The 19,192-nt window shown below is 71.2% G+C and carries 19 protein-coding genes and 1 pseudogene; 8 read left to right on the top strand and 12 right to left on the bottom strand.

Annotation, left to right across the window (positions count from 1 at the left end; genetic code table 11):
* Nucleotides 1-20 precede the first annotated feature (20 nt).
* Nucleotides 21-671, bottom strand: a complete 651-nt coding sequence (locus ACZ7L6_RS39235) for a DedA family protein (protein WP_471932573.1) — start codon at nucleotides 669-671, stop codon at nucleotides 21-23.
* 358 nt (nucleotides 672-1,029) lie between these two features.
* Nucleotides 1,030-2,865 carry a ricin-type beta-trefoil lectin domain protein gene (locus ACZ7L6_RS39240; protein WP_471932575.1) on the bottom strand — a complete coding sequence of 612 codons (1,836 nt, stop codon included), beginning with the start codon at nucleotides 2,863-2,865 and terminating at the stop codon, nucleotides 1,030-1,032.
* A gap of 361 nt (nucleotides 2,866-3,226) precedes the next feature.
* On the opposite strand from ACZ7L6_RS39240, the gene galU reads away from it, so the two are divergent.
* Entirely contained in the window at nucleotides 3,227-4,174 is a 948-nt protein-coding gene (gene galU, locus ACZ7L6_RS39245) for a UTP--glucose-1-phosphate uridylyltransferase GalU (protein WP_471932577.1), read from the top strand.
* 67 nt (nucleotides 4,175-4,241) lie between these two features.
* Here galU and ACZ7L6_RS39250 read toward each other — a convergent pair whose 3' ends face one another.
* Nucleotides 4,242-4,703 (bottom strand): DUF4442 domain-containing protein, encoded by a 462-nt coding sequence (locus ACZ7L6_RS39250; protein WP_471932579.1) that lies wholly within the window; start codon nucleotides 4,701-4,703, stop codon nucleotides 4,242-4,244.
* A 244-nt stretch (nucleotides 4,704-4,947) separates the two neighbouring features.
* Here ACZ7L6_RS39250 and ACZ7L6_RS39255 point away from each other — a divergent pair.
* A pseudogene (locus ACZ7L6_RS39255) lies at nucleotides 4,948-5,223 on the top strand (MFS transporter); the annotation flags it as partial.
* Here ACZ7L6_RS39255 and ACZ7L6_RS39260 read toward each other — a convergent pair.
* The 3 genes from ACZ7L6_RS39260 to ACZ7L6_RS39270 form a co-directional block, all read right to left on the bottom strand.
* On the bottom strand, nucleotides 5,185-6,030 hold the full coding sequence (locus ACZ7L6_RS39260; RefSeq protein ID WP_471932581.1) for a spermidine synthase: 846 nt from the start codon (nucleotides 6,028-6,030) through the stop codon (nucleotides 5,185-5,187). The pseudogene ACZ7L6_RS39255 and the gene ACZ7L6_RS39260 overlap by 39 nt on opposite strands.
* 114 nt (nucleotides 6,031-6,144) lie before the next feature.
* The gene (gene tuf, locus ACZ7L6_RS39265) at nucleotides 6,145-7,314 is read right to left on the bottom strand and encodes an elongation factor Tu (protein ID WP_471932583.1); all 1,170 of its coding nucleotides are present in this window, start codon (nucleotides 7,312-7,314) and stop codon (nucleotides 6,145-6,147) included.
* A 267-nt stretch (nucleotides 7,315-7,581) separates the two neighbouring features.
* Nucleotides 7,582-8,304 carry a DNA alkylation repair protein gene (locus ACZ7L6_RS39270; protein ID WP_471932585.1) on the bottom strand — a complete coding sequence of 241 codons (723 nt, stop codon included), beginning with the start codon at nucleotides 8,302-8,304 and terminating at the stop codon, nucleotides 7,582-7,584.
* A gap of 49 nt (nucleotides 8,305-8,353) precedes the next feature.
* On the opposite strand from ACZ7L6_RS39270, the gene ACZ7L6_RS39275 reads away from it, so the two are divergent.
* Nucleotides 8,354-9,127, top strand: a complete 774-nt coding sequence (locus ACZ7L6_RS39275; protein ID WP_471932587.1) for a TVP38/TMEM64 family protein — start codon at nucleotides 8,354-8,356, stop codon at nucleotides 9,125-9,127.
* 4 nt (nucleotides 9,128-9,131) lie between these two features.
* Here ACZ7L6_RS39275 and ACZ7L6_RS39280 read toward each other — a convergent pair whose 3' ends face one another.
* Nucleotides 9,132-10,301, bottom strand: a complete 1,170-nt coding sequence (locus ACZ7L6_RS39280) for a thiolase family protein (RefSeq protein WP_471932589.1) — start codon at nucleotides 10,299-10,301, stop codon at nucleotides 9,132-9,134.
* 164 nt (nucleotides 10,302-10,465) lie between these two features.
* Between ACZ7L6_RS39280 and ACZ7L6_RS39285 the strand changes: the two genes are divergently transcribed.
* On the top strand, nucleotides 10,466-10,936 hold the full coding sequence (locus ACZ7L6_RS39285; RefSeq protein WP_471932591.1) for a winged helix-turn-helix transcriptional regulator: 471 nt from the start codon (nucleotides 10,466-10,468) through the stop codon (nucleotides 10,934-10,936).
* A gap of 69 nt (nucleotides 10,937-11,005) precedes the next feature.
* Here ACZ7L6_RS39285 and ACZ7L6_RS39290 read toward each other — a convergent pair whose 3' ends face one another.
* A complete protein-coding gene (locus tag ACZ7L6_RS39290; protein WP_471932593.1) occupies nucleotides 11,006-11,932 on the bottom strand; it encodes a DUF6807 domain-containing protein in 927 nt (308 codons plus the stop codon).
* On the bottom strand, nucleotides 11,929-13,170 hold the full coding sequence (locus ACZ7L6_RS39295; protein ID WP_471932595.1) for a Gfo/Idh/MocA family protein: 1,242 nt from the start codon (nucleotides 13,168-13,170) through the stop codon (nucleotides 11,929-11,931). Before ACZ7L6_RS39295 ends, ACZ7L6_RS39290 begins: the two co-directional genes overlap by 4 nt.
* 277 nt (nucleotides 13,171-13,447) lie before the next feature.
* On the opposite strand from ACZ7L6_RS39295, the gene ACZ7L6_RS39300 reads away from it, so the two are divergent.
* Complete coding sequence (locus tag ACZ7L6_RS39300) at nucleotides 13,448-14,323, top strand: undecaprenyl-diphosphate phosphatase (protein WP_471932597.1); 876 nt, start codon at nucleotides 13,448-13,450, stop codon at nucleotides 14,321-14,323.
* 10 nt (nucleotides 14,324-14,333) lie between these two features.
* Here ACZ7L6_RS39300 and ACZ7L6_RS39305 read toward each other — a convergent pair whose 3' ends face one another.
* Nucleotides 14,334-14,996 (bottom strand): hypothetical protein, encoded by a 663-nt coding sequence (locus ACZ7L6_RS39305; RefSeq protein ID WP_471932599.1) that lies wholly within the window; start codon nucleotides 14,994-14,996, stop codon nucleotides 14,334-14,336.
* 270 nt (nucleotides 14,997-15,266) lie between these two features.
* On the opposite strand from ACZ7L6_RS39305, the gene ACZ7L6_RS39310 reads away from it, so the two are divergent.
* Complete coding sequence (locus tag ACZ7L6_RS39310) at nucleotides 15,267-15,446, top strand: hypothetical protein (protein WP_078504336.1); 180 nt, start codon at nucleotides 15,267-15,269, stop codon at nucleotides 15,444-15,446.
* A gap of 42 nt (nucleotides 15,447-15,488) precedes the next feature.
* On the opposite strand, the gene ACZ7L6_RS39315 is transcribed toward ACZ7L6_RS39310, so the two are convergent.
* On the bottom strand, nucleotides 15,489-16,142 hold the full coding sequence (locus tag ACZ7L6_RS39315) for a DUF4291 domain-containing protein (RefSeq protein WP_471932601.1): 654 nt from the start codon (nucleotides 16,140-16,142) through the stop codon (nucleotides 15,489-15,491).
* A 60-nt stretch (nucleotides 16,143-16,202) separates the two neighbouring features.
* Between ACZ7L6_RS39315 and ACZ7L6_RS39320 the strand changes: the two genes are divergently transcribed.
* Nucleotides 16,203-16,688: a nuclear transport factor 2 family protein gene (locus tag ACZ7L6_RS39320; RefSeq protein ID WP_471932603.1), complete on the top strand. Its 486-nt coding sequence runs from the start codon at nucleotides 16,203-16,205 to the stop codon at nucleotides 16,686-16,688.
* Between the two features lie 94 nt (nucleotides 16,689-16,782).
* Nucleotides 16,783-18,354: an apolipoprotein N-acyltransferase gene (lnt, locus tag ACZ7L6_RS39325; protein WP_471932605.1), complete on the top strand. Its 1,572-nt coding sequence runs from the start codon at nucleotides 16,783-16,785 to the stop codon at nucleotides 18,352-18,354.
* Here lnt and ACZ7L6_RS39330 read toward each other — a convergent pair.
* Complete coding sequence (locus ACZ7L6_RS39330) at nucleotides 18,278-19,183, bottom strand: Gfo/Idh/MocA family protein (protein WP_471932607.1); 906 nt, start codon at nucleotides 19,181-19,183, stop codon at nucleotides 18,278-18,280. The genes lnt and ACZ7L6_RS39330 overlap by 77 nt on opposite strands.
* Nucleotides 19,184-19,192 lie beyond the last annotated feature (9 nt).

A 19,192-nucleotide genomic window follows, 5' to 3' on the forward strand; every position in this document is an offset into this window, starting at 1 on the left:
CCACCGGCCCGCGGCCGAAACTACTCGGCAGCGACCACGGTCTCCGTCTCGACCTCCCGCGCAGCGCCCTGCGCCTTCTTGGCCTTGCGCTTGATGATCAGCATCGACGTCAGGCCGATCAGGACCGCTGCCACCAGGCCCAGCCACGAGAAGCGCTTCAGCCAGGACTCGGCGACCACGCCCACGTAGTAGATGACCGCCGTCGTACCGCCCGCCCAGAGGATGCCGCCGAGGACGTTGGCCGTCAGGAACTTCCAGTACGGCATCCGCAGCACGCCCGCGAGGGGGCCCGCGAAGATGCGCAGGAGGGCGACGAAGCGGCCGAAGAAGACGGCCCACATGCCCCACTTCTGGAAGGACCGCTCGGCCGTGGCGATGTGGCCCTCGCTGAAGTGCTTGGGGAACTTCTTGCCGAGCCATGCCAGCAGCGGACGGCCGCCCTTGCGGCCGATGGCGTAGCCGATCGAATCGCCGATGATCGCGCCCGCGGTCGCGCAGGCACCGAGCACAACGGGGTCGATCTCACCGTGCTGCGAGGCGAGCAGCGCCGAGGAGACCAGGATGATCTCGCCGGGCAGCGGGATGCCCAGGCTCTCCAGGCCGATGACCACGCCGACCAGCAGATAGATGGCGAGCGGGGGCACCGTTTCGAGCCATTCCTGGACGTGCAACGCCGCTTCCTCCCAAGTCCTGCACCGTGCGTTCCCGGCGCGCGCTCGGCTGCGAGCGTGCGCCGGGGAAGCCTACCTGCTCTGAGTGACGGTCCCGGAGTCCCAGAGGTTGCACTGGTGCTCACTGTGCACGGTGGTACTCAGGGCATTCCCTCCGGCGGATGGGGTGCGGAGGGCCAGCACCGTCCCGGAGCCGCCGGGCATCGCCGGCTGTCCCGCGGCGCGCGGCACACCGTCCCGGACGAAGGAGCCCCAGTACTGGACCATCTCTGTGCCGGCCTCCGCTGCTCGCAGCGGTGACTCCAGGCCGAAGTACGCACGCCTTCCCAGAGGGGACCGGCCGTGCGGTGGTCCCTGACTAGGGGAGGGCGGAGTCGAGTGTCGTCGTGGCGGCGCCGAGGACCGTGGACACGGTGGCCGGCACCCCCGCCGGGAGGGCGACGGCGGCGGCGACAGAGGTGGCGGGCTCGGTTTCGGCGCCGGAGTCGTCCTGGACGTATCGCGTCTCGTACTGCGGCTCCGCAGGGTCCGGCGGCCGGTTCGGCTCGTCCCTCGGGGAGTGCCCCTCGGGCGGCTCGGGGACGGCGGCGTCCGGCGCGTCGTGTTCCGGCGCGGGGCCGGGGTCCGCGGTCGTGCCACGCTTCCCCTTCTCGTCCCGGCGCTCCCCTTCCTTCTGCCCGGGCTTCGCCTCGCCCGTGTCCGTGAGCCCGCCGTCGAGCAGCCAGCGCTGCGCCTGGGAGCCGTCCCGTTCGGCTAGCACCACGCTCTCACCGTCGGCACATGCGACCGCCAGCCCGCCCGACCTGCGTGGGAGAAGCTCTCCGTGGACGGTGAGGTCGTAGCGCACCTCGCCGGCGTGCGCGAGACAGTTCGCCAGGACGACCGTGCCCTCGGCGGCGTCCGAGTCGAGGCAGAGGGTCGGGTCGGCGGCGCTGCGCAGCAGGCCGCTGCCCTGGTACGACCACTGCTGGGAGGCGGCGGACGAGCACTCCGCCAGCTCGGCCGGCGAGCCGGTGCGCAGCTCGCCGTCTCGGAGGTCCAGGCACAGGCCGTGGTCGAGGTTGCGGAGTCTGCCCTGGGCGATCTCGACGGGGTCCTCGGCCGAGGCCGCCGACGGCGAGCCGCCGGACGAGGGGCGGGTCACGCCGCCCGGGCCGAGGGACTTGCCGCTGGGCGCGCCCCAGGTGGCCCGCGCGCCCGGAACGCCGTTCTCCTCGGACCAGCCCTTGGCGGTGAGCACGGTCACGAGCAGGGCGAGCGCGGCCACACCGACGCCCACGGCGACGGCCTTCGCGCGTGCGCTCGGCGCGGCGGGACGCGCCGGGCGGTGCCGGCCGCCGCGTCCCGGGCGGGCACCCGGCGCCGCCCCTGAACCGCCTCGTCCGGGCCGGGAGTCGAGATAGCGCCGGGCGCCCCAGCCGAGCACGGTCTCGGCGAGCAGCACTTCGAGGCCGCCCTCGAAATGGCTCAGCTGCTCGGCGGCGTGACGGCAGTAGCGGCACTCCGTCAGATGCTGCTGGACATCGGGCAGCAGGGCGCCGCCCCGGCGAATGGGAACATCGAGGAGACGGTTGTAGAAGCGGCATTCCCGGGTGGGCGCGAGTTCGCGATGGGCACGCACACAACCCGACCGGAATTGCTCACGCACTCCCTCCCGCGCCGCCGACGCGGTGCCCGTGTCCACCCCCAGCAGACCAGCGGGTACGGTTATCGGTTCCGCCTCGACCTCGGTGTGCCACAGGAGACATTGCGAGGCGCCCGGGAGAGCCCGGAATGCGCGCTCGGCGATGTGACGTCTTTCGGGTGTCACGGACCGCGCGGCACGCAGGCCGCGCCCTCCGGTCGGTTTGTCGAGTTCCGGCAGCAGGGCGGAAATACGTCCGTCGGCCGCCCACTCCTTCACCAGGTCCCTGACGGCGGTGAGGAGTTGGGGACGCAGGGCGCCGCCGGCCGGGCGGTCGAGCACGCGATGGAACGCCGCGGCGGCCACCATCGAGGCCGAACTCGCCGTGGAAACCAAACAGATGGCCGCGTAGTCGTAGGTGGCGCGCCAGTGCCGCGCCATGAGCAGCGCGACGGCCTGGCCGTCCGCACCGGCCTTGCCCAGGCTCGCGAGGAGCTCGCGGTCGGATGTGCCGGGGCTCGCCCCGGGTCGTGGCGGATACGGCGGGCGTGGGGGGTAAGGGGATTGCACTGAACCATTTCCTTCCCAGCCGACGGACGCGCCGGGGAATGCGCGTCCGTCGGAAAGCAGGTGCGTGATTGGTGCATACCTAGGCCGTGTCGCCTGTGGACCGGCTCTCGGGGCCGCTCACTTTCGCACAAGCGACGCACAGGAAACAAGAAGTTCGAGTGACCGATGTTCAAAGAGCGGCGAATTCAGAAAAGTTACCGCCGGTATCCGCAGCCGCATTCGACATCGCGGTCGCAACGGGCGCCAAGTTGTGTGCAGCCAAAGACCATTGGTCCACGGAACCTTCAATTCCGCATGCCGCACAGCGAGCTCCGAGGTTTCTCTCGGTGCGCTCTCATCCCCGTGCGCCAGCATGAGCCGCATGATCGTCCCCCACACGACACCCACCCCCGATGCGCCCCGTACCGTCCGCAAGGCGGTCGTACCGGCCGCGGGACTCGGCACACGGTTCCTGCCGGCGACGAAGGCGACACCGAAGGAGATGCTGCCGGTCGTCGACAAGCCGGCCATCCAGTACGTCGTCGAGGAGGCCGCGGCGGCGGGGCTCGGCGACGTCCTCATGATCACAGGCCGACACAAGCGGGCCATCGAGGACCACTTCGACCACGCTTTCGAACTGGAGCAGGCGCTCGCCGCGAAGGGCGACACCGTACGGCTGGACGCGGTGCGCGACCCGGCCCGCCTCGCCGACATCCACCACATCCGCCAGGGCGACCCGCTCGGCCTCGGCCACGCGGTCCTGTGCGCCCGCCACCACGTCGGCGACCAGCCGTTCGCCGTCCTTCTCGGCGACGACCTCATCGACCCGCGCGAGACCCTGCTGAGCTGGATGCTGGAGGTCCGCGACCGCTACGAGGGCAGCGCGGTCGCCCTGATGGAGGTCCCGCCGGAGCAGATCCATCTCTACGGCTGCGCGGCCGTCGAACCCTCCGGCGAGGACGGGGTGGTCCGCGTCACGGGCCTGGTGGAGAAGCCGTCGCGCGAGGACGCGCCGAGCCACTACGCGGTCATCGGCCGCTACGTCCTCGACCCTGCCGTCTTCGGCATCCTGGAGCGCACTCCGCCGGGCCGCGGCGGCGAGATCCAGCTGACCGACGCGCTGCAGGAGATGGCGACCGGCGGGACCGTCCACGGAGTCGTGTTCGACGGGTTGCGGTACGACACCGGCGACAAGGCGGACTATCTGCGCACGGTGGTGCGGCTGGCGTGCGACCGGGCCGACCTGGGGCCGGAGTTCGTGGCGTGGCTGAAGGAGTTCGTGACGGAGCTGGAGGACGCCGGGCAGGAACGGAACCGGCTCGCGGCCTGAGCACGCACGGCCGGGACACGGAACAGGGGCCCCGGTCGGGGCCCCTGCCTGCTTCCGTACGGCCGGTTCAGCCGTTCGGCCGCAGCGTCCAGACGACAGTCATCTCCCCGGTGACGGCCCCGTCCGCGCGCCGGATCTCGATGGCGACCGGGAACTCGGGCCGCTCCCCCGCGTCCAGCTCCGCGACGACCTCGGCGGCCGGGCGGCCCAGGGTCGCGGTGGCGGTGACCGGGCCCATGGCGAGCTTCTTGTAGGCGATGTCGGCGCGCACGGCGAGCGGCACGGCACGCGAGAGCTGCTCGCCGAACGCGGCGAGCACGATCGCCCCGCTGGCGGACTCCCCGAGCGTGAACATCGCACCGGCGTGCGGCCCGCCCACGTGGTTGTGGTACTCGCTCTGGTCCGGCAGAGCCACCACGGCCTTCTCCGGCGTGGTCTCCAGGAACTCGAGGTTCAGGGTCCGGGCCATGGGCACGGTGGCGGCGAGCATCTCGCCGATGGACATCTGGTCTGCGCTCATGGCAGTCATGTTACCCATGAGTAGGGTGCAGGGACAGGTAGATGTGACGAGCGTCGTACCGCCTGCTGAGCAAAGTGGCGCCACCTACCGGGCAAAGTGCTGCACCCGGCCCCTGACCTGCAGAGATTTTGGACAAGACATGGTCCGGCGGCGATAGTCGCCCGGTGACTCCCGCCGCCGATCCACACCGCCCCGCCGGGGCAGGCCGCAACTACAGCCTGCTGACCGCCGCGGCCTTCGTCACCAACCTCGTCAGGAGATACCGGAGGACAAGCTGTCCCGGGTCGCAGCGTACGACCCGGCTCGGTCGCCCTGGTCCCGCCGGCGACGGCCCCTGGCGGGCCCGGCGGCGGCCTCGTTCGGGTGCACCTCGGCGCTGTGGGGCTGCGCCACGCTGGTCGTGGTCGTCCCTGTGGCGGTCCTGTGCGTACCGGACGTGCGGAACCTCCGCCGCCGCACCAGGAAGGTGACCGCACGAAGCCCGGCCGGCTCAGCCGATGCCGAAAGCCCCGTCGGGGGGCTCGGGTGACGGCACGGCATCCTCGTCCCGCACCGGCCGCGCCCTGCCGATGAACTCCAGCAGCCCCGGCCCGTGTTCGACGCGGGCCGGGAAGACGTCGGAGGCGGTCAGCCGGGCCAGGGCGGCCGTGTCGACCGGGTGGTGCGCGGCGACGAGTACCGCGTTGCCGAAGCGGCGTCCCCGCAGCACGCCCGGCTCGGCGATCAGCAGGAGCTCCTCGAACAGCGTGGCGCAGGTGGCGAGTTGGGAGCGCAGGAAGGCGAACGGTGCCGCATCGGCAAGGTTGGCCAGGTAGACGCCGTCGCGCCGCAGCACCCGCTCGGCCTGACGCACGTACGCGACCGACGTCAGATGCGCCGGCACCCGTGACCCGCCGAAGACATCGGCGACGAGCACGTCGACCGAGTCGTCCGGGGCCTCCTCCAGCCAGGCCCGGGCGTCCCCGGCATGCAGCCGGATGCCGTCCCCGTCCGCAACCGGCAGATGCTCGACGACCAGCTCCATCAGCCCCCGGTCGGCCTCCACGACGTCCTGCCGCGAACCGGGCCGGGTCGCCGCCAGATACCGCGGCAGCGTGAGCGCCCCGCCCCCGAGATGCAGCACGTCCAACGGCCGCCCCGGCTCGGCCACGGTGTCCAGCACATGCCCGAGCCGCCGCGCGTACTCGAACTCGAGGTGCGTGGGCTCGTCGAGATCGACGTACGACTGAGGCGCCCCGTCGACGGTCAGCAGCCACGCCCGCTTCCGATCGATGTCCGGCATCAGCTTGGCGGTGCCGTAGTCGACGGACCGGGTGACGGGTATGGGGTCATTCACCTGCTCATTGTGCCGGGGACTCTCCACGAGGGGCACGGGAGCGCCCCGACAGGGGCGCGGGGAACTGCGCGACCAGCCACAACGGCCCCGCAGTCCCCTCGAACCGCACCACCCTCACACGACGACAGTCACGGTCCCCGCCCCGACGGTCCTGCCACCCTCACGGATGGCGAATCCGAGCCCGGGCTCCAGTGGAACGTCCCGCCCCAGCTCAACGGTCATCGTGACCGTCTCCCCAGGCCGCGCGACACCCACCTCACCGAGGTCGATGTCCCCCACCACATCCGCCGTACGGATGTAGAACTGCGGCCGGTACCCACTGGAGACCGCCGTCGTACGACCGCCCTCACGCCCGGACAGCACATACACCTGCGCGGTGAAGCGGCGGCGAGGCACGACGCTGCCCGGCGCGGCAACGACGTGCCCCCGCCGGACGGCGTCCCGCGGAACCCCGCGCAGCAGCAGCGCCACGTTGTCCCCGGCCTGCGCCTCGTCCATCGGCTTGCCGAAGGTCTCCAGGCCGGTGACCACGGTCTCCAGCCCGGCCCCGAGCACTTCGATCCGGTCACCGACCCGCACGGTGCCCCTTTCCACGGCCCCGGTCACCACGGTTCCCCGCCCGGTGATGGTGAGCACGTTCTCGACCGGCAGCAGGAAGGGCGCGTCCACATACCGCTCCGGCATCGGAACGTACGTGTCCACCGCGTCCAGCAGCGCCTCGATCGACGCCGTCCACTTCGGGTCCCCCTCCAGGGCCTTCAGCCCCGAGACCCGTACGACGGGCGCGGCGTCGCCGCCGTAGCCGTGCTCGCTGAGCAGGTCGCGGACCTCCAGCTCGACGAGGTCGATGAGCTCCTCGTCACCCGCGTCGGCCTTGTTGAGGGCGACGACGATGTGGTCGACGCCCACCTGCCGGGCGAGCAGCACGTGTTCGGCGGTCTGCGGCATGATCCCGTCGAGCGCGGAGACGACGAGGATGGCCCCGTCGAGCTGCGCGGCCCCGGTGACCATGTTCTTGACGTAGTCGGCGTGGCCCGGCATGTCGACGTGCGCGTAGTGACGGGTGTCGGTCTCGTACTCGACGTGCGCGATGTTGATGGTGATGCCGCGCGCGGCCTCCTCCGGCGCCCGGTCGATGCGGTCGAACGGCACGAACGTGCCGGATCCGCGCTCGGCGAGCACCTTGGTGATGGCGGCGGTCAACGTGGTCTTGCCGTGGTCGACATGACCCATCGTGCCGATGTTCAGATGCGGTTTGGTGCGCACGTATGCCGTCTTGGACATGGCTGTACCTCGAAGTCTCTGCGTCGGAGATCTCACGTGGGAGATGGGGACCCCAAGGACTCGCCGACCCTCCCCCTGCGGGGTCCGCCGGAGTGTCCGGAGAGGGTCAGCTTCGGGCGCCGTCGACTGCGGCCAGGAAGATCGCGACGGCAGCCTTCGGAGCATCCGCGACTGCGGATGCTGCAACGACGAAGGCGTACCGGAACATGGCGTCGATCATTGCCGACGCTTTGCCCGACGTCGAATGGTTTTTCGCAGTACGGGACTTCAGGCCCCGATGTTCTTCAACGCCTCCCGCACCGACAGCGGCGCGAACCGCCCCCGCTCCCGCTCCAGGAAGTCCCGTACGGCGTCCGGGTCGGTCTTGGCGTACTCGCGCAGGCACCAGCCGATCGCCTTGCGGATGAAGAAGTCGGTGTGCCCGGACTGGCGCAGGCAGTAGGCGAAGAGGCGCCCGGTGTCGGTGCGTTCCTTGTAGCGCAGCTGGTGGAGGAGGGCGGTGCGGGCGACCCACAGGTCGTCGTCCACGATCCAGGCGTCCATGTCCGCCTTGAGCTTCGCATCGGCCGCGACGAGCCCGCCGACCACGTGCGCGGCGAGTGCGTCGACGGTGTCCCACCAGGAGACGGTGGTCACCAGGTGCCGGGCCACCGGAAGGAAGCCGGAGGAAAGGCGCCCCACGTGCCGGCGCAGATAGTCGACGGCGAAGTAGTGGTACTCCCGCTCGGGCAGCTGCCAGCAGCGCAGGGCGACGGCGGTGCAGTCGGCCTCGTCGGGGCGGGGTGCGCCCTGGACGACGATGCGGGAGAGGGCGCGGCGCGCGGGTGTGGCGATGCCGAGGAAGGGGGCCACGTCCTTCATGTACGCCTGGGCGACGACGGCCCGCTCGGGGTCCGCCGCGGCGGCGTACGTGGTGGTGAGCCGCTCCATGACCGTGTCGGCCAGGGCACTGGACGGAACTCCCGGTGTTCCCTCACCTGTGACGCGCATGAGACGAACCATACGGCGATCACACATCTTTGTCGGTTACTGTCGCCGAATGCCCGATGCCACCACCCGCTCTGGGGGCACCGCAACGGCCTCTCCCCGGGCCGCCGCCACGGAGCTCACCGTCCCCGCACCGCCGCCCGCCCCTGCGGGCCTCGCAGTGCGCTGCACGAGAGTGCTCCTGTCGCCGTGGTCGCGGCTGTCCCTGCTCGTGGTCCTGCTCGCGGCGGCCGCGTCCTGCGTCCTGCTCTTCGAGCCGCACAAGCTCCTGGCGCACGGCTGGCCGCCGCAGGTCGCGGGCCCGGCCGCGGTGGTGTTGTTCGCGCTGGCGTACGGGCTGGTGACGGTGGCGTTCGTGCCGCGGCCGCTGCTGAACCTCGCGGCGGGCGCGCTCTTCGGCTCCGAGTGGGGCATCGGCGCGGCCCTCGCGGGCACCGTGCTGGGGGCCGGGATCGCCTTCGGGCTGGGCCGGTTGCTCGGCCAGGACGCGCTGCGCCCACTGCTGCGCGGCCGGTGGCTGAAGGCGGCGGACGGCCAGTTCAGCCGGCACGGTTTCCGCTCGATGCTGGCGGTGCGGCTGTTCCCCGGGGTGCCGTTCTGGGCGGCGAACTACTGCGCCGCCGTCTCCCGCATGGGCTACGTCCCGTTCCTGCTCGCGACGGCGCTCGGGTCGATCCCGAACACCGCCGCGTACGTCGTCGCCGGCGCTCGTGCCTCCGCGCCGACCTCGCCCGCCTTCCTGATCGCGCTGGCCTGTATCGCCGTACCGGCGCTGGCGGGCGTGGTGGTGGCCTGGCGCAAGCGCCACCACCTGCGCCTCAAGTGATCTCTCAGGCCGCTTCCAGCACCATCGCGTTGGCGAGGCCGCCCGCCTCGCACATCGTCTGCAGCGCGTAGCGGGCGCCGCGCTCGCGCATCGCGTGCACCAGGGTCGTCGTCAGACGGGTTCCGCTGGCCCCGAGCGGATGGCCGATCGCGATCGCGCCGCCGTGCACATTGACCTTGGCGAGGTCGGCGCCGGTCTCCTGCTGCCAGGCCAGGACGACGCTGGAGAAGGCCTCGTTGACCTCGAAGAGGTCGATGTCGTCGAGGCGCAGGCCCGCCCTGCGCAGCACCTTCTCGGTCGCCGGGATGACTCCCGTGAGCATGAGCAGCGGGTCGGAGCCGGTGACGGCGAAGCTGTGCAGCCTCGCGAGGGGGCGCAGGCCCAGGCGGGCCGCGGTCTCGCTGGAGGTGATGAGCACGGCGGAGGCGCCGTCGTTGATGGGGCTGGCGTTGCCCGGGGTGACGTTCCACTCGATCTGCGGGAAGCGCTCGGCGAACGCCGGGTCGTAGTAGGCGGGCTTGAGGCCGGCGAGGATCTCGGGGGTGCTGCCAGGTCGTACGCACTCATCACGCGCGACGCCCTCCAGGGGCGCGACCTCGGCGTCGAAGAGGCCCTTGTCCCAGGCCTCGGCCGCCTTGCGGTGCGAGGAGACGGCGAAGGCGTCCATCTGCTCGCGCGTGATCGACCACTTGGCGGCGATCAGCTCGGCACTGATGCCCTGCGGGACGAGGCCCTCCGGGTAGCGCTCTGCGATACCGGGGCCGAAGGGGTCCTTGCCGGGCGGCACGTTCGACCACATCGGCACCCGGCTCATCGACTCGACACCGCAGGCGACGACCAGGTCGTACGCGCCGGCGACGACACCCTGGGCGGCGAAGTGCACGGCCTGCTGGGAGGAGCCGCACTGCCGGTCCACGGTGGTCGCCGGGACCGTCTCCGGGAAGCCCGCCGACAGGGCGGCGTAGCGGGTGGTGTTCATGGCCTGCTCGCCGACCTGGTCGACGGTGCCGCCGATGACGTCGTCGATCAGCGCCGGATCGACGCCGGAGCGCTCGACGAGGGTGCGCAGGGTGTGGGCGAGGAGCTCGACGGGATGGACGTGTGCCAGGGAGCCGTTCGGCTTGCCCTTGCCTATCGGGGTGCGTACGGCTTCGACGATGACTGCGTCTCGCATGGTGCGGGCCTCCTTGGCCGGCGGGCGACGACCGGCACGTCGGCCGGTGTGGCGACCGGCGCGATTACCGGTGAGTAGGAAATCCAAACTCACCATAGCCTGATGGGTTGGAAAATCAAACCCGTCAAGTTGGAAAGTCGAACGCTCCCCCTACACTGAGCGTCATGGCCGCCACCAAGGACCCGCGCCCCTGTTCCATCGCCGACGCCCTGGCGCTCGTCGGCGAGAAGTACTCGCTGCTCGTCCTGCGCGAGGTGTGCCTCGGCAACGGCCGCTTCGACCAGCTCGTGCGCAACATCGGCGCCCCGCGCGACATCCTGGCCACGCGGCTGCGCCGCCTCGTCGACGCCGGCATCCTGACCAAGCGCACCTACAGCGAGCGCCCGCAACGCTTCGAGTACCGGCCCACACAGGCGGGACTGGAGCTGGAGCCGGTCCTGATGACCCTCATGGCGTGGGGCGACCGCCATCTCCGCACGGACGACGACCGCCCCATGGTGATCGAGCACATCTGCGGCAACGAACTCGTCCCGGTCGTCACCTGCCAGGCCTGCGGCGGCGCGGTGCACCACGAGGACCTGAAGGCGCACCCCCAGGCGCCCGGATGGACGGTGGCGGGACCGTCGGCCGCGTGAGTCACGCTCTGGCACACATGAGTGCCGGGGTGTCAATGAGCGCCAGGGGGTCAGTGAACTCCCCGGCTCTCACCAGGGGTGCATCTCCAGGTACTTGGCGATCTCCTCCCGCTCCCACGCCCCGTCGGCCACGACGACCCGGTAGCGGCGGGTGAGGGTGTCGCCGGGCGCCAGCTCCAGTTCGTCATGAAACGCCCAGGAGGGGGCCACGCCCGCGAAGGGCTCGTTGCGTACGAACCAGTGGGCGGGGTGGGCGCCCAGGTCGCCGGCGTGGTCGTTCTCCGGGGCGTGGACGAAGACGAGGGTCGCGTGGCCGTCGGTGCCGTCGTGCTCGCCGGAGTAGGCCAGCCAGGGCGCCTGCTCGCCCATCAGGGCGGGGCCCTCGGCGTCGGGGGCGATGATCCGGCCGCCCTGGAAGGCGCGCGGGCCGCGCCAGAACAGGCCGGTGTAGCCGGCCATCGCTCGCCCTGCGGTGGTGGGGCTACCGAACCGCAGCGGCTCGTCGCGCCGGTTCGTCACGGCGCTCGTCCAGGTCAGGGCCCACGAGCCGGACTCCGGCTCGACGTCGTGCACCTCGATCCGGCGCCGCTCGTCGGCCCACAGCTCACCGCTGTGGGGGTGCCAGGTCAGCCGCTCGACGATGACGACACGGTCACCGTCCGAGGAGACCTCGTCGAAGGCGATGTGGGCCATCGACCCGACGCGCTCGGGGAGTTCGAGATACCCCTCTCCATGGACGTAGGAATTGCCGCCCCACAGGTTCGCCCCCGACAGATGCGAGGCCGTCAGCGACAGGCCCTTGTGCCAGCGGTGGTCGTTGGGGCGGTAGTCGGTGACGACGTCACCGGCGAGCGTCCGCAGAGGGTGGACGTACGGCTTCGGGGCCTCCCATGCGGCCTCGGGACGGTAGACGTAGGCGAGCAGTTCGACGCCGGCGGCCGGCTCGGTCACCGTGATGCGGTCGCCGTGCTGGTGCAAGACCCGCAGCCCGGTCACGCGGCGGCCCCCTCACCCGCGACGGCCCGCTCGCCGTCGGTGACCCGCTCACCCACTACGGGCGCCCAGCCGGGGGCACCTCCGTGCATCGCCGTGTAGAACGGATCACCGGGGCCGATCTCCCCCGCCCTCACGGTTGCGTCCGTGAACGCCGACTTGTACAGCGCGGCGATCAGTTCCAGGCTCGTCCGCCCGTCCGCGCCGCTGCTGCGCGGCCGCTCCCCCGCGCGCATGCTCGCCACCAGTTCCCGCAGCTGCTCCAGGTGCGAACTGGGTACGTCCGCGCCGAAGTCCTGCCAGGCCGCGGCCTCGGCGGCCGGCACGTCGCGGGCCGGGACGATGCGCCAGTCGTCGTTGCCGTGGCCGTAGAGGTGGGTGAGTTCGACGGTGGCGCGCTCGCAGTCGATGCGGATGCGGCTGACCTCGTCGGGGCTCAGCACGCTGTTCACGACGGTCGCCATCGCACCGTTCGCGAAGCGCACGAGGGCGGTCGAGACGTCCTCCGTCTCCACGTCGTGCACCAGACGGCCGGCCATGGCGCGCACCTCGCTCCAGGGTCCGAGCAGGTCGAGCAGCAGGTCCATCTGATGGATCCCGTGCCCCATCGCGGGACCGCCCCCCTCGCTCCGCCAGCGGCCGCGCCAGGGCACGGCGTAGTAGGCGCTGTCGCGGTACCAGGTGGTCTGGCAGTGGGCGACGAGCGGGCGGCCCATGGCCTGCCCGGCGAGCAGACGACGTACGTGCCGGGTGCCCGAGCCGAAACGGTGCTGGAAGACGATCGAGGCGTAGGGCCCGCCGTCCTTGCCCCCCTCGGCCTCGACGGCGTCGAAGTCCGCGAGGCTCGGCACCGGCGGCTTCTCGCACCACACCCAGGCGCCGGCGCGCAGCGCGGTGACGGTCTGGTCGCGGTGCAGGGTGGGCGGGGTGCAGATGGTGACCAGGTCGGGCCGCTGCTCCCGGAGCATCCGGTCCAGGTCGGTGTAGGCGCGGGCTGTACCGGCGCCGGCCTCGTCCACGAGCGCACAGAAACCCTCGACCGACTCCGCGTCGACGTCGACGGCGGCCACGAGCTCCGTCTCGCCCGCCTCGGCGAGCCTGGCGAGCGCGGGCAGATGGGAGTCGCGCGCGATCGCGCCGGTGCCGATCACGGCGACCCTGATGCGGCGGCCGGTGAGCGGAGCGGGCCGGGGGTGGTCCGTCTCCGGAGCGGTCCCGGATGCTGTCTCGGATGCAGTCATGGATGGGATCGGACTCCTCCGGGACACGGGCACGAGCAGACGCGGGCGCCAGCGGAACCAGGACAGCAAGCGCTTTCAGCTCGCAGCAACGTAAGCGGCGGCCCCGCCGCAGGTCAACACCGGTATGGCCGCGGTCGGCGAGCTCCCCCACCGAACCCCTGTGCCGGAGCTGTCGGCGCGGGACGCTACGCTGCCCCTCGACACTCGCGATCACTGCGCCGCCGACGCGGTTGTCCCTCATCCCTTGCCACGATCAGCACTTGGACTCCGTAACTTCATGTCTTGGTTTGAATCGCTCATCCTCGGACTCGTCCAGGGGCTGACCGAGTTCCTCCCCGTCTCCTCCAGCGCGCATCTGCGGCTGACCGCGGCGTTCTCGGGCTGGGAGGACCCGGGTGCGGCCTTCACGGCGATCACCCAGATCGGCACGGAGGCCGCGGTGCTGATCTACTTCCGCAAGGACATCGGGCGGATCATCTCGGCGTGGCTGCGGTCGCTGACCGACAAGGAGATGCGGCAGGACCACGACGCCCAGATGGGCTGGCTGGTGATCGTCGGCTCGATCCCGATCGGTGTGCTGGGCCTGACGCTCAAGGACCAGATCGAGGGCCCCTTCCGCGACCTGCGCATCACGGCGACGATGCTGATCGTCGCGGGCATCATCATCGGCGTCGCGGACCGCCTGGCGGCCCGCGACGAGACGGGCGGGCGGCACCGCGCCGCCAAGCAGCGCAAGTCGCTCGAGAGCCTGAACGTGAAGGACGGCCTGATCTTCGGCCTGTGCCAGTCCGCGGCGCTCATCCCCGGCGTCTCCCGCTCCGGCGCCACCATCAGCGGCGGCCTCTTCATGGGCTACAAGCGCGAAGCCGCGGCCCGCTACTCCTTCCTGCTCGCCATCCCGGCCGTCCTCGCCTCCGGGCTCTTCGAGCTCAAGGACGCGATGGAGAGCGACCACGTCTCCTGGGGCCCGACGATCTTCGCCACGGTGATCGCCTTCGCGTCCGGTTACGCGGTCATCGCCTGGTTCATGAAGTTCATCTCGACCAAGAGCTTCATGCCGTTCGTCTGGTACCGCATCGCCCTCGGCATCCTCATCATCGTCCTGGTGGCGGTCGGCGCCCTCAGCCCGCACGCGGCGGAGTCGGCGGGCTGACCGGTCCGGCTCAGCGGAAATCGAGGCTGCGCAGCATGCCCTCGAACCGCGGGAAGGCGACCTTCCGGTCCTGAGGCCGGGTGGCGTCGATCGTGGACCAGGCCAGCAAGGGCCTGCCGGGAGCGTCGATGACGGCGACCCGCAACTCGTACCCCGGCTGGAGTCCGTAGCAGCCCTCGGCGGCGTCCCCGTCGGGCGTGGGGCAGCCGAGGGACCCGTCGAGCGGTTCGTCGGTGGTGCCCGTCAGCAGGGTCGCGTCACGGCCGTCGACGGTGGTGGATGTCTCGTCCTGCCACCTGGCGTGGTGCCGGGTCTGTGCGTGGAGGTACTTCAGGTACTCGTCGTAGGTGCGGGGCGGCCGCTCGGGAGTGTCGTCGCCGCCGGGCCGGTACACCGCCTCCGGCAGCAGGAACCGGACCTTGTTGGCCGGCCCCACCCAGGTCAGGAACGTGCGGGTGTCCGACGCCTTCCAGGCGTCCAGGGCCGCGGGGAGGGTCAGGCTGAGCGGCATGGCGAACGACCGGGTCGTGTAGGTGCGTGAGGTCGGGGCGGACGTCGAGGGTTCGGCGCCTTTGCCCGCTCCGCCGCCGCAGGCCGCCGCGAACACCAGCGCACCGGCGACCGCGAGCACGGCCACCACTCGACGCAAGAGCACGTCTCTCATTTCGGCCACCGCCAAAGGGTTGCGTGACACGACACTGAGGCAGGCGCGTCAGGCGCGGCAAGCGTACGGACGTACACGGCGATCACGACCGCTTCAGTGCCGCAGCGGACGGTCACGCAAACGCCGTGTCACACGTACGCACGCATCGGTGCGGCGATGCACCGAAACAACTGACCCATCAGTCAGTACACCTCCGCGGCGAAATCCGTGACCAATCACATACGTTGTGAGTAGCCGTCCGGTAGCGCACTGTCAGTCCTTGCCCCTAGGCTTGTCCGCATGTCCCCCCATTCCTTAGGCCCTGGTTCCGTGCGGTCTGCTGCCGAGGTGAACGAGGAAATACGCGCCCTGTGGCTGCGCGCGGGCGGCTCGCTGTCGGCTCAGGAGCGCGCGGAGTACGAGTTGTTGGTGGTCGAATGGGCGGCCGCCATCCGCGGCGAGGTCATCGAGGCGGCCTGAAGCCGCACACCGGCGCGGTCGCCGTTTGACGCTTCGCCGTCTCTAGGCCCGTAGGTGCGCGAGGGCCTCCTCCTCCAGCGGATACGGCCGCTCGTGAGGCAACAGCCGGGCGGCACGCTCCAGTTGACCCGCCCGCACGCACGCGTGGATCTCCGTGGCGAGCGACGTCACGTCCTCGATGCCGACGATCCACTCGTCCGCGTACCGGGCGGCCGCCTCGCCTGCGAGCCCCAACTGCAGGGACCGGTACGGCAAGGCGTTGAGGTGCAGATCGCGCTCCGGATCCCACTGCACGCGCGCGGGTGCCGACTTCAACTGCCGCTTCCAGGCCCCCTGGTCGCCGTGCAGGACGGGCACGTAGTGCGAGAGACACGCGTTGCGCAGCGCCCACAGGAATCCGTCGCGGCTGATCTCGACGGCGAGGACGGTCTCCTGCCCCTCCTTCGTCGCCCAGCCGCAGCGGTACATCATCCAGAGAAACGACGGCTTGATCCATGTCATGCGCTCGCGGCTCCAGGAGGACGGGAAGCGGCCGTCGCGGGCCGCGGCCAGGCCGATCCCGGGCCGGTAGGCCTGGTAGACGGTGACCGTGGACTCGGTGTGCTGGGCCCGTACACGGAATCTGGTTTCCTGCCCGACGGGCCGGTCGTTCTGCTCGTTCACGGGGACAGCCTCGCCGCCGACTCCGTCCGACATCCACCGAATATCGCTGCACGCCCTCTTGGCTCGGCCCACCTCATGCTCAACACTGAGCCGATGACGCAGCGTGTGGAACTCGCCACCCTGAGGGACCGCCTCGCGGTCGACGAGCTCATCACCGACTACGCGGTGGCCGTCGACGACGCCGACTGGGCGGCGTACCGGAGTCTGTTCACACCCGACGGTCGTGCGGACTACCGCTCGGCCGGTGGCATCGAAGGGGACGCCGGAAAGGTCGCCGCCTGGCTCGCGGAGAGCATGCGCCTGTTCTCGATGCGGCAGCATCTCATCGTCAACCGCCGGGTGCGCTTCGGGATCCTGGAGCAGGACACCGGCGACACGGCCAGTGTCCAGGCCGACTACGTCAATCCGATGCGGTTCGCCGAGACCGGCGAGCACTCCTCCGCCCCCGACTTCGTGTGCGGCGGCCGGTACACCTTCGCTCTGCTGCGGACGTACGACGGCTGGCGGTTGCGCGAGGTGGTCGTGGCGGAGAAATGGCGGCGCCTGCCCGAACCGACCGCCCCGGCCATGATCGACTGAACCGCCGCGGCCATGATCGAGTGAGCGGACGCCGACTGTCCCACTGTCAGTGCCGGCGAGCACACTGGAGAGACCACGGGGTAGGAGACACCGCATGAAGACGATCAGCCACTGGCTCGCCTCACCGTGGCGGCGCTCGACCGCCGCCGCGCTGGCCGGTGCGCTGCCCGTGCTCGCCTTCCCCGAGCCGTCGCTGTGGTGGTTCGCGTACGTCGCCCTCGTCCCGTGGATCGCGCTGCTCCGCACCGCGCCGACCGGGAAACGGGCGCTGTACGACGGCTGGTGGGGCGGCTTCGGCTTCATGCTGGCGATGCACCACTGGCTGCTGCCGAACCTGCATGTGTTCACTTTCGTCATCGCCGCCCTGCTCGGCGCGCTGTGGGCCCCGTGGGGCCTGCTCGTGCGCCGCTTGCTGGCCGGGACGCCGCCCACGGGCCGGGTCGCGGCGGCCCTTGTCGTCCTGCCGTCGGGCTGGCTGCTGATCGAGCTCGTCCGCTCCTGGCAGGGGCTCGGCGGGCCGTGGGGCGTGCTGGGCTCCAGTCAGTGGGAGGTGGAGCCCGCGCTGCGGCTCGCGTCGGTGGGCGGCGTGTGGCTGATCAGCTTCCTCGTCGTGGCCGTCAATGTCGCGGTCGCCGTACTGGTGGTGGTGCGCAACTCCCGGACACCGGCCGTGGCGGGCCTGCTCGCCACGGCCGTCGCCACGTCGGCCGTGTGGGTGTGGTCACCGCGCCCGGACGTCGGCGACCGGGTCCGGATCGCCGTCGTGCAGCCGGGTGTCGTCCCTGGTCCCGACCGGCGTTTCGACCGGGAGGAGCAGCTCACCCGCGAGCTGGCCGGCCAGGACGTCGACCTGGTCGTCTGGGGCGAGAGCAGCGTCGGCTTCGACCTGCGTGACCGCCCCGACTTCGCCCGGCGGCTCGCCGCGCTGTCGCGGGAGACGGCGACGAACATCCTGGTCAACGTGGACGCGCGGCGCTCCGACAAGCCCGGCATCTACAAGAGCTCGATCCTGGTCGGCCCGGACGGCCCGACCGGCGCCCGCTACGACAAGATGCGGCTGGTCCCCTTCGGTGAGTACATACCGGCCCGCTCGCTGCTGGGCTGGGCGACCTCGGTGGGCGAGGCGGCGGCCGAGGACCGCAGGCAGGGCACGCAGCAGGTCGTGATGGACGCCGGGCACGGGCTGCGCATCGGACCGATGGTCTGCTTCGAGTCCGCGTTCTCCGACATGGGCCGCAACCTCGTCGACGACGGCGCCGAGGTGCTGATCGCCCAGTCGGCCACCTCGACGTTCCAGCAGAGCTGGGCACCCGAGCAGCACGCCTCGCTCGCCGCGCTGCGCGCCGCCGAGACCGGCCGGCCCATGGTGCACGCGACGCTGACCGGCGTCTCGGCCGTGTACGGCCCGAGCGGGGAGCGCGTCGGTTCCTGGCTGGGCACGAGCGCGAGCACGAGCACGGTCTACGAGGTGCCGCTGGCCGGCGGCACCACGCCCTTTGTCCGCTTCGGCGAGTGGCCGGTGTACACGGCACTGCTGATCATGGCGGCATGGTGCGGCAGCGAGGGCATCCGGACCCTGCGGCCGCGGCTCAGGCGGAGCGATCCTGAACCGCGCGTACGACCCGCTCGCACAACTCATGAGTCGCCAGCGCGTCCCGGGCGCTGAGCACCTTGCCCCCGCGCACGGCGTCGAGGAAGGCCAGCACCGCCTGCTCGATGCCGCGCTGCCGGGCCACCGGCACCCAGTCCCCGCGCCGCCGGACGGTCGGCTGCCCCTTGTGGTCGACGACCTCGGCGAGGTTGAGCACCTGACGCTTGGTGTCCTGCCCGGACACTTCGAGGATCTCCTCGGCCGAGCCGCTGAGCCGGTTCATCACGCCGAGCGCGGTGAACCCGTCCCCGGCGAGCTGCAGCACGACGTGGTGCAGCAGGCCGCCCTCGACGCGGGCACGCACGGTCACGTCGTCGACCGGGCCCGGCACCAGGAAGCGCAGCGTGTCCACGACGTGGATGAAGTCGTCGAGGATCATCGAGCGCGGCTCCTCCGGCAGCCCGATCCGGTTCTTCTGCATCAGGATCAGCTCGCGCGGATGGTCGGCGCACTGCACATAGCCGGGGGCGTAACGCCGGTTGAAGCCGACGGCGAGGCTCACGTCCCGCCGCTCGGCGAGCGCCACCAGCCGCTCGGACTCGGCGAGCCGATAGGCGAGCGGCTTGTCGACATAGGTCGGCACGCCCGCCTCCAGCAACCGGGTCACGATCTCCGGGTGCGCCACGGTGGGCGCGTGCACGAAAGCGGCGTCGAGGCCCTGGGCGAGGAGCGAGTCGAGGTCCTCGTGCCGCTGCCGGGGCGGAAGGTGGAGGCTGCCGGCCACCCGGGCGAGCGTCGCGGGCGTACGGGTCTGCAGATGCAGTTCCACACCGGGCTGGAAGGCGAGCACCGGAAGGTAGGCCTTCTGCGCGATGTCACCGAGTCCGATGCAGCCGACCTTCACGGGGTGTTC

The sequence above is a fragment of the Streptomyces sp. NPDC107522 genome (assembly GCF_055657525.1).

Coding starts and splice junctions, on each gene's coding strand:
- ACZ7L6_RS39250 (WP_471932579.1), bottom strand. CDS start 4,703: ATGACTGCCATGAGCGCAGACCAGATGTCCATCGGCGAGATGCTCGCC.
- tuf (WP_471932583.1), bottom strand. CDS start 7,314: ATGTCCAAGACGGCATACGTGCGCACCAAACCGCATCTGAACATCGGC.
- lnt (WP_471932605.1), top strand. CDS start 16,783: ATGAAGACGATCAGCCACTGGCTCGCCTCACCGTGGCGGCGCTCGACC.
- ACZ7L6_RS39300 (WP_471932597.1), top strand. CDS start 13,448: ATGTCTTGGTTTGAATCGCTCATCCTCGGACTCGTCCAGGGGCTGACC.
- ACZ7L6_RS39280 (WP_471932589.1), bottom strand. CDS start 10,301: ATGCGAGACGCAGTCATCGTCGAAGCCGTACGCACCCCGATAGGCAAG.
- ACZ7L6_RS39320 (WP_471932603.1), top strand. CDS start 16,203: ATGACGCAGCGTGTGGAACTCGCCACCCTGAGGGACCGCCTCGCGGTC.
- ACZ7L6_RS39310 (WP_078504336.1), top strand. CDS start 15,267: ATGTCCCCCCATTCCTTAGGCCCTGGTTCCGTGCGGTCTGCTGCCGAG.
- ACZ7L6_RS39315 (WP_471932601.1), bottom strand. CDS start 16,142: ATGTCGGACGGAGTCGGCGGCGAGGCTGTCCCCGTGAACGAGCAGAAC.
- ACZ7L6_RS39295 (WP_471932595.1), bottom strand. CDS start 13,170: ATGACTGCATCCGAGACAGCATCCGGGACCGCTCCGGAGACGGACCAC.
- galU (WP_471932577.1), top strand. CDS start 3,227: ATGATCGTCCCCCACACGACACCCACCCCCGATGCGCCCCGTACCGTC.
- ACZ7L6_RS39285 (WP_471932591.1), top strand. CDS start 10,466: ATGGCCGCCACCAAGGACCCGCGCCCCTGTTCCATCGCCGACGCCCTG.
- ACZ7L6_RS39270 (WP_471932585.1), bottom strand. CDS start 8,304: ATGCGCGTCACAGGTGAGGGAACACCGGGAGTTCCGTCCAGTGCCCTG.
- ACZ7L6_RS39275 (WP_471932587.1), top strand. CDS start 8,354: ATGCCCGATGCCACCACCCGCTCTGGGGGCACCGCAACGGCCTCTCCC.